Raw genomic sequence first — 20,817 nt, forward strand, 5'->3', positions numbered from 1 at the left:
CAAAATCGGGACAAGCGCATCATGACCGCCCCACCAGGTCGCGATAAAACCTGGCCGTCCGGGCACCCAGAAACGGCCATTCATACGCTCCGAGGTCTGGCGGCGCAACGCGCTGGGATCTGACCCGATCGATCGCATCTCGCAGAATATCTGCGTCGAACGAGCCTTCAAACAGTGTCAGGGCGCCCGATCCCACGTCGCGCTGCAGCGCCCGCATAGACCCGATGGCCGGCACCACGACATGTTTGCCCACGCTGAGGGCCATCAGCGCCGAACCGGAGTTCAGTATCTTGCGGTAAGGCAGCACGACCAGACTTGCCCGATCCAGGCACGCGACAAGCGAGGCATCGTCCATATGCTTCGGCAACAGCACAATCCGGCGATCGGCGGCGGCCAAAGCTTCCAGCTCCAAGCGGTAATCCGCATCAGGCACGCTGCCCGCAATCAGGAGCCGGATGTCGGGATCGTCCAGCGTCGAGAATTGGCGCATGAGTTCATCAACATTCTTGTAGGCGCGCATTTGCCCGAAGTTCAACAGCACAAAGGCTTCTCCCAGGTTCTCCAGCGCCTGCACGACCGCCTGTGCCGGCGCGGCCGCGGTCTCGCGGACCGCATCGATCCATGGGCCATAGTGCCCATGCTTGATCAATGCGGAAGGGAGCTGTCCCACGCCCGGATAGGCTGCCATGATGACTGCCTGACTTTCCTCTGACAGAAAGATCACGCCATCGAGCATCGACAGAAAACGTTTCCACAGAAACAGCTTGAACCAGGATGGCTTCATGTCGTGCCCGAAAGCATTGTGTGCCGTCCACACGATCTTCACGCCCACCGCGCGCGCCAACAGCAGCCATGCCCAGACGAAAAGTTTCTTCAACACATCGACCGGGCGCAGAGAGCGAGGCAGCACATCAAACTCCGGCCAATGCAAATGAAGGATGTCGCATTCCCAGGGAAGCATGGCGTACTGATGCTCACGCACCGTCACACGGCCGGCAGACGCCACTGCGCGATAAAGCAGGCTGTTGTATGGATTCGTATCTTCATTTGAAAAAGCGGGGCGCGCAGCTACGCGAATGGCAAGTCCGGACTTTCGCTTCATTTCGGATTCATGGCTTTGCGCCCACGATTGAACGGCGCGCAGGCACGGTGCGATCGGTCGCTGCCGCCACGGAGCAGGCGGCGTACAGAAAATCACTGGAGATATTAACGGCGGCCAATCGCATAGTATTCAATCCCCTGCTCCCGCATGAATTCAGGGCTATACAAATTACGCCCATCGAAAATCGCAGGCGTCTTGAGCGCCGCCTTGAGGGCATCGAAATTGGGCACACGAAACTCCTTCCATTCCGTGACGATGGCCAGCGCATCTGCGCCGTCCAGCGCATCCATCGACGATTCTGCGTAGCTCAAGCGTGGTTCATCTCCATAAATCCGCTTCGATTCTGCCATCGCAACCGGGTCATAAGCCGTGACTGTTGCACCCCGCGCCCAAAGCCCCTCCATCAGCACGCGGCTTGTGGCGGCACGCATGTCATCGGTATTGGGTTTGAAAGCCAGGCCCCAAACCGCGAAGTTCATGCCCTTGAGGTCGGCACCAAAACGCGCAACGATCTTGTCGAGCAACACATGTTTCTGTTTTTCGTTTGCCTGGTCTACAGCGGTCAACACCTTGAGATCGATTTCATTCTCGCGTGCTGTGTTGATGAGCGCATTGACATCCTTTGGAAAACAGGAACCGCCATATCCGCAACCCGCATACAGGAAATCAAATCCGATGCGTGGATCGGAGCCGATGCCCAGGCGAACCTGTTCGATATCCGCGCCCAGCTTGTCGGCCAGATTGGCCAGTTCATTCATGAATGAGATTCGCGTGGCAAGCATTGCGTTTGCTGCATATTTCGTCAGTTCGGCAGACCGCATATCCATGACAACAATGCGATCGTGATTTCGGTTGAACTGTGCGTACACGTTCCGCATAAGTTCTATCGCCCGGGCATCCTCGGCGCCGATCACAATCCGGTCTGGCCGCATGAAATCGTTCAATGCGTCGCCTTCCTTGAGGAATTCCGGGTTTGAGACGACAGCGAACGGGATCGATTCGTCGCGTTTTTGCAGTTCTTCAATGACAGCCTGCCTGACTTTGTCAGCGGTACCCACCGGCACAGTCGATTTGTCGACAACCACCTTGTATTCAGTCATATGGCGGCCGATATTGCGGGCCGCTGCGGTGACGTACTTCAGGTCAGCGGAGCCGTCTTCGTCCGGTGGCGTGCCAACCGCGATGAACTGCACGATGCCGAAGGCGACGCTTTCCTCAATGCTGGTTGTGAATTGCAAGCGGCCGGCGGCGACATTTCGACGAACCATTTCCAGCAGACCAGGTTCGTGAATCGGGATGTCTCCATTATTCAAAATTTCTATTTTTGATGCATCCAGATCAAGGCAGAGGACGTCATTGCCAACCTCAGCCAAACAGGTGCCTGTAACCAGGCCGACATAGCCCGTGCCAATTACGGTGATTCTCATCGTGCATGCATCCTTATAAGATTAACGATATTCAAAACGGTACTGGATCAAACCAAGGCGTCAGCGCGCCAAAACTCATGCCGCAGGCAATCGGGCATCTTCAAATTGAGCAGGATTCAACATTCTTTCCACGACCTGCGACCAGTGAAGCGGCATTCTGGAAGAGGTTCTCGGCGCCGCAAGGGCAGCGTCTATCGCAGCCGCAATCGATTCGCCATTGCCAGGCTCGTATCCAAAGCGCGACGCATAATCCCCAACGATCGAATTCGGGCAGACGGCGGGCAACTTGAAAAAATCATATTGCATGAGTTTCAGCGACGTATCCGCCAAATAGCGGGGCAGATTTGCGGATCGATAGGGGGCGATTCCGAAGCTGGCGTGTTTGATATAGGGCAATGTAAAACGGTGAGGCATTTCATCGTAAACCCGCACATTTTCCCCATAGCCTGGTTGCGTTCCGGTACCCGAACCAATGATGTGGAACACCACTTCCGGAAATCGCTTCGATGCAATCACGAAAAATTCCGGATCAAACAGCATGGAACCGATCGATACGGCATGCACGCCTCCTCCCGGATACGGCGATGGATCCGCATGCTCGGCGACGGAAAAATCGAAGCCATGAGGGATCACGTATTGATTGGACGATTTCGGCATGCCGTCCGACATGTATCGGGACTTGAGGCATAGCGCGGTCATCTGCGGCGCCACGCGGTCGAACGTCGCTTTCACGTAAGCGGCCACATTGATTGTGGCCAGATCATCCGAGGCGACATAAATCGTTCTGGCCTGTGGATTCGACTGCGTAACGAGGTCGAAAAAAATGGGCGCGATCCCGCTTTCGAAAAAGATCACGTCGGCTTCCGCGATCCAGTCGACAAGCACTTGATTCGGCTTCTTGAGATAACGTCTAAACAGAAATTCCTCGATTGGGCGCAAATAGGATTTGCGCACATTAAAAGGGTGAATCCAGGTCTTCCACAGATAACACTCGACGTTTTCATGGACCGTCTTTTTGTTTGCCAAAGTAGCGAGCGAAGCCCTTGGGTCTGATTTCAATTGCGACAGCAGGCTGTACTGACAAGAAAAAAACCGTGTTGTACCCAGTTTTGCCAGTTCCACTGTGACAAAATGAATTCCTGCTTTTCTGTAGGAGCGGTAATCGTGCGCCGAAATCACCAAAAATTTCATCTTCGTTCCTTGAGAACACAAACGTGAGGACCGACGCTCAGCGCTGCGTCCGTAGCACAATGGAAACATCTTGCAGCACAGACGTGAAGAAAACCGCTACCAAGCCAACGTAGTTGACCAGTCGCCTGTCCAGACTTAAAACCGGATGTTCATAGTCACCAAATATTAGGAACCCTCGTATTATTGATGTTGTTACGCCAATCAGCCTGATTACCCAATGCATTTGTCAAGCAAAATCCAGAAATCCCGCCAAGCCACGATGAGCAAGAGAAATGTGGTCAGGGTCAGACGCCATTATTTCGTTCTCCTGAGCGTTGGCGAGCGCTTAACCCGCCCATTGGTGGACAGGTCTAGCTACCGGTTCACCAGCAGTCGCACCAGCGCGGTGCTGACACCATAGGCCAGCAGGCCGGCCGTGCCGGCAAAGACCAGCGAGAACCATCCCGTTACCTGCATACCTGCCAGCGGCAGGATGCGCACTAGGGCGACGCCGAGCACAGCGCCAACGCCCGCAGGCAGCACCGTCAGCACGAAACTGCGCAAGGACATATCGAGTTGCCGACGGATGGCCAGTTGCATCGCCACCATCCCCGCCACGCTGCCGACCGCGAAGCCCGCAGCGATGCCTGTGACACCATTCCACCGTACCAGCACCAGGGCGAATACCATTGCCATAAGCAATTGCTTGAGCGCCAGTTTTGGAACACGCGCGCTTTGGCCAGTCGCAAACGACAGGTTCTGCCCGAGCGCGAAGGCCGCTTGGCCCAGATAAGCCACCGACAGCCAACCGAACAGTGGGGCACTTGGGCGCCATTGTTCTCCGAAGACGATGACGACCATCGGCTCGGCCAATGCCGTGGCAATGGTGTAGACAGGCACCAGCAACAAAAGCGTCATGGCCAGCATGCGTGCATAGGTGCGGCGCAAGGCTGCCGGGTCGGTCTGTTGCTGTACGAACAGCGTGACGCTGACACGGCCCAGGGACGCGCCGATGACGAGGTAGGCTGCCGACAGCACGCGTTTGGCAAGGTTGTACAAGCCGGTGGCATAGGGGCCCAGCAGCACGCTCACGAGCGCGGTATCGCCACTGTTGTTGGCGTAGTTCAGCAGGGCCGAAGTGCCCACGCTGCCCATTTCGCTGGCATGCGCACGGATCAGCGTGTTCGACCACGCCCAACGCGGCCGCCAGATGCGCCACTCAGCCACCAGCGCGATCAGCAGCGCGACGATGCCGGTGGTCAGCTGCTGTGCCACTAGAGCCATCGCACCCGCACCCCGGTAGACCATGAACAAGGCCACCGCACCGCCCGCGCACACCGAGCAGATGGAGCGAATGGCGAGCAGGCGAAAGTTGCCTTGGCGCAGCAGCCGCGCTTCATGGGCTCGCACCAAGCCGTAGAGAACGATGACGAGGCTCATGCCCAGCAGCACCGGCATCAACTCGGGCGTGCCGAAAAAGCGCACCAGCAAGGGCGACGACAGCGCCATCGCGGCAGCCAGCACCAGCGACACTGCGGTGCATAAAGTGAATAGCCAGTCGAACAGCATATCGCTCGAATCGAGCCCACGCACCACGGGCATTGCCATCGCATCGAGCAGCGTCAGGCGAACGAACTGCACCATCAGGTGGGCAATGGCCAGCAACCCGAACTCGTGCGGCGTCAGCCAGTGCGCGAGTATCGCGAAGATAACAAAGGAAAGCGCCTGCTGCGCAAAATTGTCGGCCATCGACCACACTGACTTGCCCTTCCAGTTACTCATGCCGGAAGCCATGGTTGGAGGCAAAGAACAGCGCATCCGACGCGTGGCGTGCCATGGCGCTCACGCAATTACGCCAGCAGGTCCGGCGCACGCGGGGACTGCACCTGAAACGGCCCGATGCGCAGCGTGCCTGGTGTTCGCCATGGAATGAATCCTTTCGCTGACGTGCGGGTGATGGCCGGAGGCGAAGCGCCTTGCATGTTTCAGATACTCAAGCGACCGGGCCCGCCCCGGTAAGCCAACCCCGGATGCGCGACTGCACGCTGTGCCACTTGAAGCGCGCCTGCGCCGGGCGGCCCGTGCACAGCGCGAGCAAGGCGCCGGTCAGCGTGCGCAGGCAGACCCAGGGGAAATACCAAAACGGAAATCCGGAACGGCGAATCACACGCCCGAAGCCGCTTTCGTAGCGGCCCTGGCGTTCGCGCGCGGCCTCGTCGAAGCTGCCGGTCTTCACCGGATGGCGCAGCACCAGTTCGTGATCGAACACGATGCGGCCGCCCGCATTCAGGCTGCGGAGCAGATAGTCGGTTTCCTCACCGGCGCCCCAGGCTGTGCCGGCCCCCACGCCCAGCGCCTCGTCGAAGGGCTCAATGCGATCCACCAGCGAGCGACGAAGAAAGATGCTGAACGAGATCGCGCCACGCCATACGGTGTAGCGATTGAGCACTTGCGAGCGCGCCAGCCAACGCCCTTCGGCGCGACCATCTTCGTCGACGAAGCGGCCCGTGAGGCCGTCCAGGCCCGAGTCCAGTTTGAAGCGGGATGCCACATACGACAACAGCCCATCGGGGTACCAGCAGTCGTCGTCGGGAAAGGCCACCAGGTCGCCGGTGATGCGCTGCAGCCCGGCATTGCGTGCGCGCGACAGCCCCTTGGGCGAGACCACTCGTTCGATGCGGAAGTGCCGGCTGTACTTCTCAATCAGAGGCAACAGCCTGTCGTCGGGGTTCTGGTCGACGATGAAGAGCTCGAAGTCGCGGTGTTCCTGCCGTTGCAGCGAGGCCAGGAAACGGCCGACCTCCTCGGTGCGGCCCAGCGTGCCCATGATCAGGGAGAACCTCGGCGTGCGCCCCGTTTCGCCTTCGAAGCGAACCGACGGCAGGTGGCTAAGCCATGCGTCGTAGAGGGCGCGAATCTTTCCGTACGAGTTGTCCCGGTAGGTCACCTCGCAGCCCACCAGCGCCGCCGCCACGCCCACATGCAGGCGGTTGGTCCGCACGCGCTCGGCGGGTTTGAGGAGGCCGAGCAGATCGCGGCTCACCAGGTCGGATTCCTCACGAAAGCTGTATTGCGAGCCGTAGAAGCTGGGGACGTCGCCCCGTGGGTCGCCGGGTTCGGCGAGCGTGGCCTCGGCGTCGGCGCGCATCACGGCAATGCTGCCCGCCTGCGCCGGACGCAGGCGCTTCAGCGCGGCCCGCCAGCGCTGGTAGGCATACAGTTGGCCATTACGCACGAACTGGGCCCACAGGCGCAGGCCCTGATAGCGGCGGCATTGCGCGAACAGTCGCTCCACGTCGATGTACAGCGCCATGTCGGGCGCAAACATGACCTCGGCCTGCGTGCCCGTGGCCTTTACGCGCTGCAGCGACGCGAGGTCACGGCACACCAGCGTGAAACGCGAATCGAGACGCTGGAGCAAGGCCTGGTGACCGCGGATGGAATGCGGCAACACCAGCGCACGTGCCACACCCACCTCCAGACAGCGCTCCAGGAAGTTGCGGCAGTTGTCGTATTCGGGAACGAGGTTGCCTCCCCCGCTGTAAATAACGGTGTCACCGGCACAGATGCTGCGCGTGGAGGCGAAGTGAGGTGCGATTTGGCAGTCTTCGAAAAACTGCCAGCTCCCAGCGGCAATCAGGGCGTCTCCGGCATTGCCTTGGTTGGGGATATATTTGGGCGCGCCTTTGGCGCCCGCCGCCAGCCCTTTGAGGGTTGTTTTCAAGGGTTCCCACGTGCTGAGTTCTTCGATAAGCATGGTGCTCCTTCAGAGTGACGTTGTGTTTGGAGGCAACATGCGTTTCCCGATCGATTCACCATTCCCGTTCATCGATTCGTCCTTGAATTTACATAGCCCATGATATGAAAGCCCATGCAAACTGCCCGCCTGAATGTTGGAAAATGATTTCATCGTGTGGGAATATCCTGATTTCAAAAATATTTTTTTAATACGCCGGTTTGAGGCGCATCCTGCCCATTCTTTGGCTCGACACTCAACGGGTAGGTCCCCCACCAGCTTCCTGCTGCCCAGTAGGTCCATCCCCGCCAAACACGCCCGTCTTTCATTTGCGCGAGCATGGCATCCAGGGCATCAAGACACGCCTGACTTGAGGGCGTGCCGAATTCCCCCAGGAAAAGCCGCTGGTCATTGGTCTTTGCCCAGCGAGTGATGTTGTCGAACATTTTCGTAAAGTTTGCTGCCGGCACGCACGTCTTTCCGGTGCCGGAATAATGAGGATCGGCGTATTGATGCACCTCGATCCAGGTGCGTTTCAGCGGATCCCGGAAATCGGCGAGCACATTCGCGTTCGATGTTCCGCTGAACGATTTTTCCCATTCATGCACGCCACTCCAGCGCGCCCCGGAAACCAGGATCAGGTTTTTTGCACCCTGTTTTCTGATGGCATTGACCGTTTTCTGGGCCGTGCTGGCCCATTGCTCGATAGGCAATTTGAAAGGTTCGTTCATCAATCCAAACGCAACGTCGGAAGTGTCGCTGAACCTGCCTGCCAGTCGTGTCCACAAATCGATAAACGCCTGGACCGACACTTCCGTCGTGCCGATCGCATTGCCTCGATAGGTCCCGTAGTTGTGCACGTCAAGAATCACGCACATTCTCCGTTCCCTGGCCATGGCCACGGTCATTTCAAGATTGCGCAGCTCGGCAGGATCCAGCTCGCCTGACAAGGATGGCTGAATGCGTTCCCAGCGAAATGGCAGACGAATGACATTCGCCCCGATGGATGCGAAGTAATCAAATGTCGCGTTGTTCGGATAGACATAGTCCTTGTGCAGCACACCGGGCAGCCTGCCTCCATTGAACTCTGCCCCCGCAAGGTTCACGCCTTTCAGCGCGACATCCTGGTCACAGCTTGCAGCCGCGAGCGGTGCAGCCAACCCGGCCACCAGCCCCCACAGCAAGACGACTGCCCGCCCCGCAAGGCGCGTGGCTATTAGCGTCATGCCACGCTCCTCGTTTTCAGGCCCGTCAGCGTCGTGTAGATATCAACGTATTTATCGGCAATATGCTTCCAGTTATAGCGTTCAACAAACGACCGGACCCAGGCCCGTCTGCGGGCATAGTCGAGCTCGCCCCGGGCGTGAAGCGCCAGCAAGGCCGTGATGCCGTTATCGATGTCGTCGTTCTCAAGCAGGACACCTGCACCCGCTTGCCCAATGAGACTCCGGAAAGGGGGAATGTCGCTTAATACCGGCGTCAGGCCGGCACTCATGGCCTCGATCGGGGCAATGCCGAAGCCCTCGTGCCGCGACAGGCAGATGAAATAACTGGATTGCCCGATCAGGCCTGCCAGTTCCTGGTCCGATGGATTCGGCGCCAGTTGAACAGACTCGACAAGCTGATATTTCTGCAATAAATCCATCAGCGCTTTCCGGGTGTGGTCGTATTCCCGCCCGGCAATAATCAGCTTCCAGGACGGCTGCCTGGACACCAGGCGCCGGAAAAACTCGATCGTTTCAATCAAGCCTTTATTCTCCGACCAGCGGCCGAAATAAATCAGCGTGGGTGTCAGCGCTTTCGCGGATTTGTCCGCATATTTTTCGACATTCACGCCATTTTCGATTACCAGCTTTTTGGGCGGCTTGACGATGGCGTTGAAAATGTCTCCGTCGTTGTCGCTGGTTGCGACAACCCGATCGTAGGCAACCGATGAAAGCCGGGTGGCGGTATTGAAATAAATATTTTTGAGTGTCGATGCAAAGCGCGTGTGGAAAAATCCCCCATGCGTGGAAGCCACCATGGGACGTCGATGTATCGGCCGTGTCGCTGCCAGGAAATCAAAAAAGAAATCGATGCCATGCACATGGATCACATCCGCATCGCGCACATGATCCAGCACGCCCGGGCACAGGGGATAGCGGCTGGATCCCCGATAGGGCAAACGTATCACCTGAATTCCGTTGATGACTTCTTTGCCGGCCAGGCGCTCGGCGGAATTCCGGAACAAACGGTCGAGCGTCAGGATTACCGGCAACTGACCGTGCCTTTCCATTTGGTGCTGCGCGATGTTCTGCACGACGTCTTCCATACCCCCCACCGATGGATGGTATTGACGCACGACATGGACGACTTTAATGGGCATAATTCAACTCGCGTCCGAAGATTTTATGGGTATCTGCTGCGTGCGAAAGCGAGGTTTTTTTCGCGTTCGGATACGTGCAACTCCCCATCAGGAACCACAATAGACCCGCTGTTTTCAGCGCAAAGAACGATGTCCCGCTTACGGTGAGGATCAGGGAGATATACAAGGCTGCGTAAGCCCGGAAACGGACTCCCCGTTCATCCGGCATCTTCACCATCCACAACGCCGCCCATAGCGCAATACAAAGCAGTACGCCCCAGCGAGACAGCAGGTACGCGTAGCCCATATCCCCATACGGCATATTGAACCCCTGGATCCCCAATATTTTTTCAATATTGAAGCTCAACAAGGTATTACCGGTCCAGGAAAGCCGCCCCATGATGTTGTCGGCGTGACCCCCTTCGAAAAACAATCCGATAAGCACCAGCACCACGATCGAAACCAGGGGCAATATGATGACGGCAACATTCAAACGCCCCCTCACTGCCATGCGCATGGCGATCAATGCGCTAACCACAATCAGCCCATAGCGGGAATCGCTAAGCGCGATCAGGGTGATGGCGGACAGAACGAAGAACAGCATCTGTTTATATTCCGCGCCGGGTTTGGATAGGCCCCAGGCGGCCACGATGACCGCAAAGTTGCCCAGCGACACGGGTTCCAGAAACACGGAGGAGATGCGGTGATTGCCCAGAAGCGCAGGAAAAATTGTGCGGCCGATGCCTTCCGGCCGCAATCCGTTCAGGTTGAGCGCACTATCGCTAATAAAATTAGCGGTGATGGTTGCCGTGCCTGTGCTGACGTAATAGGAAAAGATATCGAGCAGACGGGTATATTGACCCAGAAAAAATAACTCAAAAAATCCGAATATCAGCACGACGCCGACCAGTATTTTCAATAGCCTGTCCGCATAACCGATGTCAGCCACATGGCGCCCAAGCCAGTAGAAAAGCAGCGGGATCATGACATCCCTGAATCCCTTTAACTCCAGCGCGTTTCTGAAAATGGATAAAAAAAACAGATAGGCCAAAACCAGCGCCACAATCGCGACAAACTCAAGCCGTATGCGTTTGGACAGCACCAGCAGGCAAGCCAGATAGATCAGGAATTCCGCAGCGGCTACGGCCAGCGAAGAAGCCCGATAAAAATGGGTGTGCATGAGCGCCAGCAATGCCTGATAAATGACACTGCCGATTAAAATCGCCGAAACCCATCTTGTCGAAGCGAACGCATCGGCGCAAAGCAATCGGGTTCCTGGGACGAGAGCGGAAAACTGCATGAGGCGCGTGCTAAAACCGATTCAACACAGTGCCTATCAACACGGCACCGGCACTCGCCAGATTGGCCTGGAATGCCGCAGCAGCGGCCAGTTGGGTATGATCCTGCCGCAGCACCAGCAACGCTGCTCCGGTGCGTGCCGCCACCATCTCCGCATCGGCGCTGTCGTGCGCAGCGGAAGTATCGATCAGTATCACGTCGTAATGCTCGGCCAGATCCTCCAGCTTGATGGGCGTGGCCGCGCGCGACAACAGCTCTGCCGGGTTGGGCGGAACGGCACCTGCGGTGAGAACCGAGAGGTTTGGAAAAGCGGGAATACGGGTCACTGCAGACACATTGACACGACCCGTCAGCAGTTCGGACAAGCCCGGTCGATTCCCCAAATTAAACAACACATGCTGGCGCGGCCGGCGCAGATCCGCGTCGATCAATAACGTACGCTCACCCAACTGGGAAAACACCACCGCCAGATTGGCGGCCAGATAACTCGCTCCATCACCCGCATTGATGCCCGCAATCGTCAGCGTTTTATGTCGGTTCGAAAACCAGCGCAGCATCAACTGGCTGCGTAGCGCCCGCACTTGCTCCGCCTTGTCCCCAAACGGCTCATAGGCGGCAATCAGCTCGGGACTGAAATGACCCTCGCCGGGTGCCAGGTAAGTGTAGGAAAACTGATGCGAGAGCACGTGTTGCAAGTCGGCTTCGGCAATCAATCCAAGCTTGATGGCAGCCTCGCCGAAACGCAGATTTTCTGTTTTCTGCAATTGCACGACACGCTCGACATCCGCGGATGTCAGTTTGTCGGCGTCCAGCAACAATCTGCCAATATTTGGCTCTGGGTCCACCTGGGATAACCCATCGACGAGTTTGACCGCATTCGGGTAAGTCATATCCATGGCTCCTTTTCGAAATCCAGCGTCGGGTGGTTGAGGGGGCATCACGCTGGCCTGAGGGCAGGCGAACCAAGCCGGCCACGTGACGGTCGCCGCGACCTGTTGCCAGCTGTCAGCACGCCCAACACCGGGATATCCAGTACCGTAATCACGTCGTATTCGGAACGCACGCGTCGATTCAGCATTTCGCGGATCAACGCCAGACCCATGCCCAATAAAGTCCCGAGAAGAATTGACAGCGCCACGTTAAGCTTCACGTTCGGCGTCGAGGGCATAAGCGGGACGACGGCTGCACTCAATACCGATATCTCTGTTTGGCCGGCGTGCCCTTCCATTTGCGTCTGGCTGAAGCGCTCCAGGGCCTGGTCGTAGACGCGCTGCGCGCTCTCGATTTCACGCGCGAGTACGGACCCGACATCCCGGTTTGCATTGAGCGCCAATACTTTCGCCTTTTGAGCCGCCACCGCGGCGCGCAATTCTCCTTCACGCTGGCGCGATACGCGGAGGTCGCTATCGATGCTTTGCCGTGCCGTACCGGTCTCGCTTGCAAGTTTTCCGCGCAAGCTGTTCACCTCGGCCTCGGCGCGTTCGTATTCCGGATGGTTGGTGCCTACACGCTGCGACAGCTGGCTCAGTTTGGCTTCGCTTCTGGCCAGCTCGCCCTTGAGCCCCTGTATCACCGGGTTGTTCACGACGCTGGCCGATGCGCTGCTGGCGTTATTCTGTATGGACAGGCTGTCGTATGTTTGTCCCTGCGCAGCCACCAGCTGGCTGGAGAGTTCAGCCAGCCGCGCAGACTCGATATCCAGTTTTTGATCGAGCGAAACAATGCCTTTGCTTTGTTGATGGCTGGATAGTTTTTCCTGGCTTTTCTCCAGATTTTTACGCAGCTCGCCCAGTTGCAGGTTATACCAAACCGCCGTCTGTTTTGCGGGCTGTGTCTTGAGCTCCAGATTGGTCTGGATATAGGCCTGCACAAAGGCGTTGGCCAGCCGCGCAGCCGTCTGCGGATCCGCGCTCTTGTAGGTCACGTAGAGCACGTTGCTCCCACGTGACGGTTGCACATCCAGATTTTTCAGCAGCGTGTGGGCGAGCCAGTCGCGGATCGATATCTGTGCTTCCACATCGCGTCGGAATTGCTGCTGGAACGCTGCTTCCTGTGCCAGGTTCACGTCATCGACCACTTTCAGTGCCACGTTCTGGCTGCTTATGACATCCACCTGGGTCGCCAGATAACCCGAAACCAGCTGACTTTGCATGGCCTGACCGGTCACCGGATCCGCGCCGCGCACGTTCACCACCAGCGAGGCGGTGGCCGTGTAAGACCTGGGCAGCAGCAGGCTGACGGCGCCGACCAGCACCACGCTAAGCACCAGCGTGAGCAGTATCAGCTTCTTGTGCGCTTTGAGTATCAGCAGCAATTGCAGGATGTTCATGGCTGACCGGCCTCCTCTTGTGGCAAACAGTTAAAACAGGCTTTCTTTGACATACACCACATCATCTTCCCGCACCGGGTCGGTCAACGCGGCTTTCAGTTTCACGGGCTGACCATCCGGCCCCTGCCTGCGAATCTGGATGCCTTTCTGCGTACCGCGCTGCGTAATGCCCCCTCCAAGCGACAGGGCCTGCATCACGTTCATTTTTTTTTCCAGGCGAAATGCTCCCGGTTTCTGCACTTCGCCATAGATATAAAACACAGCGGCGCGCGGCACGAAAATGACGTCGCCGTCATTGACCTGATGGTTCAGGTCAAATTGCCCGTCCTGGAACAGCGACTTGGCATCGATCTTGATTCGCTGCGACTTGCCATCCTTGTTCTGGATCAGCGTGAGATCGTCGGCGCCCTCCAAGGTCACGCCGCCCGCTTGTGCGATCAGATCCGATAGCGTGCTGGTGGTATCCAGGGGATATTTTCCAGGCTTGTTGACCTGCCCCAGGACCGAAACTTGTTTGCTGCGATATTCCTTGACGATCAGGTTCACCTGCGGCTTCCTGATGAAGCCGCCTTTTTCCAGGGCTTCTGCTATCAGCCGCTGTGCGGTGCTGGCCGTTTCCCCTGCTACCGTCACGCCCCCAATCAGCGGGAAATTGATCTTGCCCTGCTCATCTACGCGCGTCTCCAGCAGCAATTCAGGATGGTCGTACACCGTGACATGAACAATGTCCCCGCTCCCCAGGCGGTAGTCCATCGCAGCAACGGGCAGGGAAAATGCAGTAAGCAACACAAACATGGCATGTAAAATCAGTCGCATTAAAAACCCTTTCATTCAAAATTCAGAAAACCGGACACAACCTGTTGCTGTCCACATGGGCGAGGCGCCTTGATCAAAACTCGCTACGCAGGTTGATCAGGGCGCTGTTGTAAACATAGCTGGAGAGCGCCTCACTGGAATCGCGCACGCCTCTCTTCAATACCAGGCCGAGCATCGTGTTGCGCAACACCGAATACTCCACTCCGGCCTGCACGGTGGAGAGCCGATCCTCTCTGGCCTGTGCCGTTGACTGCACAAAGCCGGGGTCGCCGGCGTAATCGATATCGTCGTATCTGAGTTGCGTGTTGAATGCCAGCTTGGCGGTGGGCTTCCAGTCGGCGCCGAACGCGATGCCCTGATTCAGGGTATAGCTTGCGGTATTGTTTTCCAGCGCGCCGATGTCACGATGAACCGACGCCCTTAAAGTGGTTTGGCCGGTAACCGTCCAGTCCATTGCCACAAGTCCGGTCAATCCGGAAAAATTGCGCTGCGGCATATCTGCGTAGCTGCGCTGGGTGTAATTCAGCTTGCCAGCCACCTGTGTTTTTCCAGTGGGCGCCCAGGCAACGGCAACGCCGTTATCCCATTGCCGGTAATCATTATCAACGAGCGACAGCCCGACAATCTGGCGATTCGGATACTGGCCATCACTGCGCTGGCTGATCAGCTCCACCGTCGACCCCTTGCGGCTGCTGTACTGCACGCCGGCGTTCACCGTATCCACCGTGGCATCCTGTACCTGCTGGATCGAAGCGTTGTTGTTTGTTTTGGTTCTATCCGCGCCAAACTTTACTTGCCAAGGATTATCCAGTTTGATTGCGCCGCGAAAAAAGGTCCTGCGGGTGCGTATCAGGTTGCTGACTGGCTGCTTGACGTTGGCATAGCTTGCCTGGGTGAGTGTTTCCGAAATGCCGACGTCACCCTTTGCCGCACTCCCCACCAGCCAGTCCCATTTCAAATAGGCATCGTGGCCATCGTAATCCAGCATGTTGTATTTGCTGAACCACGTCTGGTTGAACTCGGCGTGCGCCTTGATTGCCTGGCGGCTGAGGCGAAGGTTCATATCCATCCCGGCTGCCAACGTATGATAAGACTCGGCCGTATCGGTGGTTCCCAGCACGGCGTTGGCCTCCTGGTCGTTCTGGAGACGGAACAGATTGCTGTCATAGCCATACAGCCCACGCACGTACGGCCTGAAGGTATCTTCTTCATCCTCTACACGGGATGACTCTGCACGGGATGAGCCCGAAATCATTCCGAGTGCCATCAGCAAGGCCAGGGTTTCAGCGGCAGTCAACTGTCGCATCTCGATTGTGCGGGCACAGGTTCTCATGGCGAGCCCTATTGCCCTCGCCAAACTGAGCACCAGATTGCACCCCACCTGTTTGGCGCACCTTTTTCGCGGTGCTGGACCCAGCACATGATGATGCATTTGCAGCACGCGTTTTTCGGCAGGTTTGATCATTAATCTATTGAGCATTCGTAATAAGCTTCTGAATGGAATGCTCACTTGATGACCGGCAGATTCTTTTTACCGCCATGCCACAGACGCATGCCGATCAAACCCAGAATCGCTGCAAGCATGGCCCAGCGATCGACTTCAGGTACGGCGGAAACACTTAACTCATCCGGATTGGATGCATCATTCACCCCAGGTCTGGCATACGCTTCATAGACGGGTGCGCCGTAGGAAACCGCCCTCACCGCAGGTTGGCGATTCACGCGCGTATCGGTTGATTCCACTTGCATGCCTGCAACACTCTCGCCCGGCACCGATCCCGCCAGAATCGCCAGCGACCAGACACACATCCCAATGGCGGTATGTATTTTCAAGCGCATTGATCTTCTCCTATGAAAATAAACATTTGTTCAAAATCGCATCCAATCCGGCGCATGCTCAATAAGCCTTGGAATCTTTCAGCACCAGCTTCATGGTTTTAAAAATGATGGTCAGATCCAGCCATAGCGACCAGCTTTTCAGGTAGGCAATGTCGTAAATCACCCGTCCTTCCATCTTGTCGATGGTGTCGGTCTCGCCACGATAGCCATTGATTTGCGCCCAGCCGGTAATGCCCGGCTTGACCTTATGGCGCCACATGTAGCCATGAATCAGTTTGCGGTAATGCTCGTTATGGGCTACGGCGTGCGGGCGTGGTCCGACGATACTCATCGTGCCCTGCAGGACATTGAGAAATTGCGGCAATTCGTCCAGTGAAGTGCGGCGCAGAATGGCACCAAGTCGGGTCACGCGTGCATCATTCTGGGTCGCTTGTGTGACAACCTGATTGTCTTCGCACACACTCATCGAGCGGAATTTGTAAACCAGAATTTCATCGCCATCCACGCCATAACGGCGTTGCTTGAAAATCACCGGACCTTTCGAGGTGGCTTTCACCAGCACCGCAATAAGCAGCATCAACGGTGCGATTGCCAGCAAAATCAGGCTGGCTGCCACCATATCGAAAACGCGTTTGTGGACAGCATTGATTCCCGTCAACGGGGTCTCGAATACCGAGATGACCGGAATGCCATTCACATTATCCAGCCGTGCCTGAACCGGATCGAACATGAATACGTCGGGCACGAAATAGATCGATGCAGTGGTATCCCTGAGTGAGCTGACCAGATCCATTACATGCGGATGATTGAACATGGGGAGCGTGATATAGACCTGGTCGATTTCATGCTCCGCCACATAGGTTGCGACATCATCAATGCCACCAAATACAACGCTTTTCAGTTCGTTCTCGCAGCGATCGCCGGAACGATCATCGAAAAATGCCTCAACCCGCATCATCAGGCTGCGTTGCTGATGAATTCTGTCGGCCAGCTTGCGCCCCAGTTCATTGGCACCGACGATTACCGAGCGCCGGATATTGCCCCGGCCTCGCAATAACTCCAGATATGCGCGCACCAGTGAATGTCCAGTGAACAGCAGCAAGGGGGTAATCAGCGCCCACCATAACAAAACCCGGGCGTTGTAATCGTCAATGATTCCGCTCAGCACCCCGACCGCACCCAACATGACCAGCACAATCAGCCAGGCGATCAACAAATTGAGTGCATAACTCGCGTGGCCGCCCCGTGCGGAAACTGACGACTCGAAAAAACCGAAGCCATCAAATACCTGAGATGCCAGCAGGAATGCGAATATCCCGAGCAGCAAATGCAGCCCGTCAAATTTCTGCTGTTCCAGCGCCGCGGCAACAACCAGGGAAAAGAAAATAATCAGAGGGTTGACCAGCCGCTTTGCCAAACTTAAAACCGGATGTTCATAGCCACCAAACATTTGGGAACCTCATCTTTCATATTGTTAAGCCCATCAGCCTGATTGCCCGATATATTTATCGGGCTGAATCCAGAAACCCCATCAAGCGGCATAGGCAGAACGAAACATGACTTGGTCACGAGCAAAAATCAGGCCAATCTTCCTCATGCCACTGCGCCCGGCATGGCGACCACCAGGGCAATCGGTAATTTCAGCATCCTTCAGCTTGCCGTTCGGACCGACGACATTGCTGCCTTCATCGTTTGACATGGATGACGTGGCGTCCCCTGAGCGGGTCGCCTTTGCGTCATTGCCTGGCCTGTCTGGATCGGACGATGAATGATTCATCCAACAGGAATCGATTCCGGAATTGCCGGACTGCCTGAAATCGGTTTGGGAAGGCGTGGAATGCATGAGGTTTTTTGAGCACGGGAATGTAAGGTGAGCTTGTTTGCAAAACCGTTACAGCGAGGCGCCACGGAACTGGACGCAACATCCTCCACTAGCAAAGTACGTACCAATGAAAAAATAATTTTAATAAACAACCAGATACTGAATTTTTTTGGATTATTCAGCGCAACAGACAAGGCCAACTGTCCCCAGATAGAGACAAAAATTTGGCTAATGCGTATGCTTATTCAAAATCGTTCATAAAAACAAAAACATAGGATGCGCCACGCGTGTCGCCAAATGGCGACACGCGCAAAATGAGGGGCGGCCAAGGAGCCGGACTGCGTTGCAGTCCGAAGGGCACCACATGCTGCTGGTGATGCAGACGGAATTGGCCAGGCTGAGCAGTTGCGCGACGAGGGCAAGCTCGGCTTCGTGCCGGACTACATGGGCGACGACCCGGAAAACGTCAAGCGCGGCCTGCGCAAAGCATTTCTCAAGCACCTGCGCGAGCGCGAATTGACCACCTGCTGTTCGCCCACGACGCCCCCTGGATCGGCGGCGCCAGGGCCGGCCTCGAGACATTTTTGGCGGATATGAAATGGCCGGGATGCTAACCCGGTCAGTTCACCGGCCGAGGAGTTCCCGAACCGCCCAGCCCACCAACGCCAGCATCCCGCACGGCGCCCACACCCAGCGCAGTTCCGAGCGCAACACGCGCAGGCCAAGCCGCGAGAAAAGTGCCGATGGGCGAAAGGGCGACACCTCGATCACCCGCCACGGCAGGAAATAGCGCCGGTGCGAAAACGGACTGAACAAAGCGATGCCGAGGCCGCCGTTGGTCATCGCATCGATCAGCCCATGCGACGCAGTGCTGACCAGCAGCACCCCGAACGCGGTCAACGGATCGGCACCCAGCGCCGGTGCCAGCAACGCGCCCGCGCCCGCCAGCGCCGCCGCAAACGGCAGCGAATGGGTAAAGCCGCGGTGGCCGAACGGATGGTCGTAGGGAACGCCCAGCCACAGCCCCAGCGCATCGACGTCGGGCAGCACCGCGCAGATCATCGCCAGCGCCAGCAGCCCCGGCGGCACCGTGTCCGGGTCCAGCGCCACGGCCAGCGCCAGCGGCACTGCCAGATGCGAAAACGGCGTCGCCAAGCGCGTTACCTGTAGTCGAGCATCAGTCGGGCGATACCGCCGGATCAGCGTTTACGCCGGGTTTCGGAACAGCGGATGATCGCATCGTTGGTCTGCAGATCCAGGCAATGGCGCAGATCGCCTTGCGGCAGGCGCGTCGTCTTGCGCGCGTGCATCTGCTCCCGGTCCTGCACCCTTTCCTGCGCAGCAACGGTTTGCGCCGACTCGGCTTCCCGATCAACGCCATCCGCCATCGCCACCCCGGCGACGCACAGCAAGGGCAATGCAAGGAATTTGATTTTCATAAGCGCTCCTTCAATGTGACATGCGTTAATCGTAGGAGCGGCGCCCTCGCCGCGATCTCCGCACCGCAGCGATCACCCTATCGGCGGGGGCGGGCCTCCTACGTTGGCCTCCGCCGAATGACGCTCGATATTTCCGGACCGCATCAATCAGCCCGCACCCGTTCGCACCCCACCGCATCACCCACCCGGATCATGCCCCCAGCCAGAATGCGCGCCTTAACGCCGCCATGGCCGCGCATCGCGTTATAGCCGCCCGGCCCCAGCACCGCTTCCATGCGCGAGCAGGGATCGCAATGCCCCGTCACCGCCAGCACCACCTTGGCGCCGATGCGCAACACCAGCGTCCGGTCGCGAAACAAGGCATGTGCCGCCAGCAGGTTCAGCCCCGACACCAGCAGATTACGCCGCAGCAAAGCCGCATCGACATGCGCCCGCCCCGTCAGCGCCGCCACCACCGGCAGATGCTCCGCCTGAATCAGTGTCACCTGTCTTTTACCGCCTTCAACCCGGCTTCGCGACGACTGCGCGTAATGGTCGCCTTCGAGCCCACACGCGGCAATCGCCCTGACGGATTCGACCGCGACCACCTCACCACGGCCTCACCACGGCGCTGGGGGCGCAGGGTGATCGCCTCGATCCGGCCCGGGTGGGGGAAGCGGGTTGTCAGTTCGCGCAGGTCGGCTTCGCTCATGGATTTCTCCGGTCGGTCGCGCCCTGAACTCATGCAGCCAGCCGCTGGATCAGCCAGATCAAGCCGCCCGCAACCGCCAGGCAGATCAGGCAGGCGAGCAGAATTTTGACGAATTTCGGCATCTGTTTTTTTGTCGGGTTACCGTTCGCTATTTCGCACTGCCGGCCGGATAGCCCACGGACTGCGCGAGGATGATGCGCTGATGGCGCCCCAGCCCCATGGCTGCGCCCAGCGCGTCGCGATCGACCAGGCTGCGCACCACCACTGCCAAACCGGCCGACGCGCAATAAAGATACACGTTCTGTGCGATAAAGCCGGCGTCGGTTGCGCTGTAGAAGGCCTTGTCCTCGGCGCTGGCCCGAGTCAAGGGCATGCCGCCTGCCGTCTCGGACGGCGGCAGCTTGATTGCCCCGGTTTCCTGCGCCAGTCCGCTTCCTACCATGCTCATCATGAATACCCCCCACGTATCGCCAGCACTTCATCGTCGGTTTCCCTCTGGAGAACGAGCGTCTGTCTTCAACCTGGAAACCGCAGTTGGACGCGCCCGATGGTGCATCTGGGCGTGTGTCTGCCGCATACGATTCCACATGGGCTTCAGCCCATAGTGGATCGGAGTCCTTTAGGGAGACGCTGATTAATCCGTCTTTGCGAGGAGCGAAGCGACGCGGCAATCCAGAAATGCCTGCTTAATCAATGCGCTGGATTGCCGCGCTTCGCTCGCAATGACGGTTATATCGAATTAATCAGTGTTTCCTTAGGGCGAAGCAACGAGGCGGCAGGCCGGGGCCTGCAACGAGGCGCGA

General features: G+C 57.6%; 21 protein-coding genes. 1 reads left to right on the top strand and 20 read right to left on the bottom strand.

Going from position 1 to position 20,817, the window contains the following annotated elements; translation table 11 throughout:
- Positions 1–19: 19 nt before the first annotated feature.
- The 15 genes from ABW22_RS11025 to ABW22_RS17315 form a co-directional block, all read right to left on the bottom strand.
- The gene (locus ABW22_RS11025) at positions 20–1,102 is read right to left on the bottom strand and encodes a glycosyltransferase (protein ID WP_059756324.1); all 1,083 of its coding nucleotides are present in this window, start codon (positions 1,100–1,102) and stop codon (positions 20–22) included.
- Positions 1,103–1,206: 104 nt separating this feature from the next.
- Entirely contained in the window at positions 1,207–2,529 is a 1,323-nt protein-coding gene (locus ABW22_RS11030; protein ID WP_059756327.1) for a UDP-glucose dehydrogenase family protein, read from the bottom strand.
- A 75-nt stretch (positions 2,530–2,604) separates the two neighbouring features.
- The gene (locus ABW22_RS11035) at positions 2,605–3,720 is read right to left on the bottom strand and encodes a glycosyl transferase family 1 (RefSeq protein ID WP_059756329.1); all 1,116 of its coding nucleotides are present in this window, start codon (positions 3,718–3,720) and stop codon (positions 2,605–2,607) included.
- A 354-nt stretch (positions 3,721–4,074) separates the two neighbouring features.
- Positions 4,075–5,481: an oligosaccharide flippase family protein gene (locus ABW22_RS11040; RefSeq protein ID WP_157648607.1), complete on the bottom strand. Its 1,407-nt coding sequence runs from the start codon at positions 5,479–5,481 to the stop codon at positions 4,075–4,077.
- A gap of 211 nt (positions 5,482–5,692) precedes the next feature.
- On the bottom strand, positions 5,693–7,456 hold the full coding sequence (locus ABW22_RS16815; RefSeq protein WP_082708746.1) for a glycosyltransferase: 1,764 nt from the start codon (positions 7,454–7,456) through the stop codon (positions 5,693–5,695).
- A gap of 173 nt (positions 7,457–7,629) precedes the next feature.
- Positions 7,630–8,661, bottom strand: coding sequence for a glycoside hydrolase family 5 protein (locus tag ABW22_RS11050; RefSeq protein WP_082708748.1), 1,032 nt, complete (start codon positions 8,659–8,661; stop codon positions 7,630–7,632).
- Entirely contained in the window at positions 8,658–9,746 is a 1,089-nt protein-coding gene (locus tag ABW22_RS11055) for a glycosyltransferase family 4 protein (RefSeq protein WP_237763315.1), read from the bottom strand. Before ABW22_RS11055 ends, ABW22_RS11050 begins: the two co-directional genes overlap by 4 nt.
- Before the next feature lie 43 nt (positions 9,747–9,789).
- Entirely contained in the window at positions 9,790–11,079 is a 1,290-nt protein-coding gene (locus tag ABW22_RS11060; RefSeq protein ID WP_059756335.1) for a hypothetical protein, read from the bottom strand.
- Positions 11,080–11,089: 10 nt separating this feature from the next.
- Positions 11,090–11,974 carry a chain length determinant protein tyrosine kinase EpsG gene (epsG, locus tag ABW22_RS11065; RefSeq protein ID WP_237763316.1) on the bottom strand — a complete coding sequence of 295 codons (885 nt, stop codon included), beginning with the start codon at positions 11,972–11,974 and terminating at the stop codon, positions 11,090–11,092.
- A gap of 41 nt (positions 11,975–12,015) precedes the next feature.
- Complete coding sequence (gene epsF / locus ABW22_RS11070) at positions 12,016–13,407, bottom strand: chain length determinant protein EpsF (RefSeq protein ID WP_059756338.1); 1,392 nt, start codon at positions 13,405–13,407, stop codon at positions 12,016–12,018.
- Between the two features lie 30 nt (positions 13,408–13,437).
- Positions 13,438–14,223, bottom strand: a complete 786-nt coding sequence (gene epsE, locus ABW22_RS11075) for a polysaccharide export protein EpsE (protein WP_237763317.1) — start codon at positions 14,221–14,223, stop codon at positions 13,438–13,440.
- A gap of 73 nt (positions 14,224–14,296) precedes the next feature.
- Positions 14,297–15,688, bottom strand: coding sequence for an XrtB/PEP-CTERM-associated polysaccharide biosynthesis outer membrane protein EpsL (gene epsL, locus ABW22_RS11080; protein ID WP_157648608.1), 1,392 nt, complete (start codon positions 15,686–15,688; stop codon positions 14,297–14,299).
- 41 nt (positions 15,689–15,729) lie between these two features.
- Positions 15,730–16,062, bottom strand: coding sequence for a hypothetical protein (locus ABW22_RS11085; RefSeq protein ID WP_157648609.1), 333 nt, complete (start codon positions 16,060–16,062; stop codon positions 15,730–15,732).
- A gap of 58 nt (positions 16,063–16,120) precedes the next feature.
- Positions 16,121–17,512: an undecaprenyl-phosphate glucose phosphotransferase gene (locus tag ABW22_RS11090; RefSeq protein WP_059756349.1), complete on the bottom strand. Its 1,392-nt coding sequence runs from the start codon at positions 17,510–17,512 to the stop codon at positions 16,121–16,123.
- 81 nt (positions 17,513–17,593) lie between these two features.
- Positions 17,594–17,761: a hypothetical protein gene (locus ABW22_RS17315; RefSeq protein ID WP_157648610.1), complete on the bottom strand. Its 168-nt coding sequence runs from the start codon at positions 17,759–17,761 to the stop codon at positions 17,594–17,596.
- A 528-nt stretch (positions 17,762–18,289) separates the two neighbouring features.
- On the opposite strand from ABW22_RS17315, the gene ABW22_RS11095 reads away from it, so the two are divergent.
- Positions 18,290–18,481 (top strand): hypothetical protein, encoded by a 192-nt coding sequence (locus tag ABW22_RS11095; protein ID WP_059756352.1) that lies wholly within the window; start codon positions 18,290–18,292, stop codon positions 18,479–18,481.
- A 27-nt stretch (positions 18,482–18,508) separates the two neighbouring features.
- On the opposite strand, the gene ABW22_RS11100 is transcribed toward ABW22_RS11095, so the two are convergent.
- The 5 genes from ABW22_RS11100 to ABW22_RS11115 form a co-directional block, all read right to left on the bottom strand.
- Positions 18,509–19,039, bottom strand: coding sequence for a metal-dependent hydrolase (locus ABW22_RS11100; RefSeq protein ID WP_059756355.1), 531 nt, complete (start codon positions 19,037–19,039; stop codon positions 18,509–18,511).
- Between the two features lie 44 nt (positions 19,040–19,083).
- Positions 19,084–19,323: a hypothetical protein gene (locus ABW22_RS11105; RefSeq protein ID WP_059756359.1), complete on the bottom strand. Its 240-nt coding sequence runs from the start codon at positions 19,321–19,323 to the stop codon at positions 19,084–19,086.
- A gap of 143 nt (positions 19,324–19,466) precedes the next feature.
- Positions 19,467–19,808: an MOSC domain-containing protein gene (locus ABW22_RS18070; RefSeq protein WP_237763318.1), complete on the bottom strand. Its 342-nt coding sequence runs from the start codon at positions 19,806–19,808 to the stop codon at positions 19,467–19,469.
- Complete coding sequence (locus ABW22_RS18075) at positions 19,805–20,014, bottom strand: hypothetical protein (RefSeq protein WP_237763319.1); 210 nt, start codon at positions 20,012–20,014, stop codon at positions 19,805–19,807. The genes ABW22_RS18070 and ABW22_RS18075 overlap by 4 nt, the downstream gene beginning before the upstream one ends.
- Before the next feature lie 148 nt (positions 20,015–20,162).
- Positions 20,163–20,462 carry a nitroreductase family protein gene (locus ABW22_RS11115; protein WP_237763320.1) on the bottom strand — a complete coding sequence of 100 codons (300 nt, stop codon included), beginning with the start codon at positions 20,460–20,462 and terminating at the stop codon, positions 20,163–20,165.
- Between the last annotated feature and the right edge of the window lie 355 nt (positions 20,463–20,817).

The sequence above is a fragment of the Thiobacillus denitrificans genome, from assembly GCF_001530125.1.
Classification (GTDB): Bacteria; Pseudomonadota; Gammaproteobacteria; order Burkholderiales; family Thiobacillaceae; genus Thiobacillus; species Thiobacillus denitrificans_C.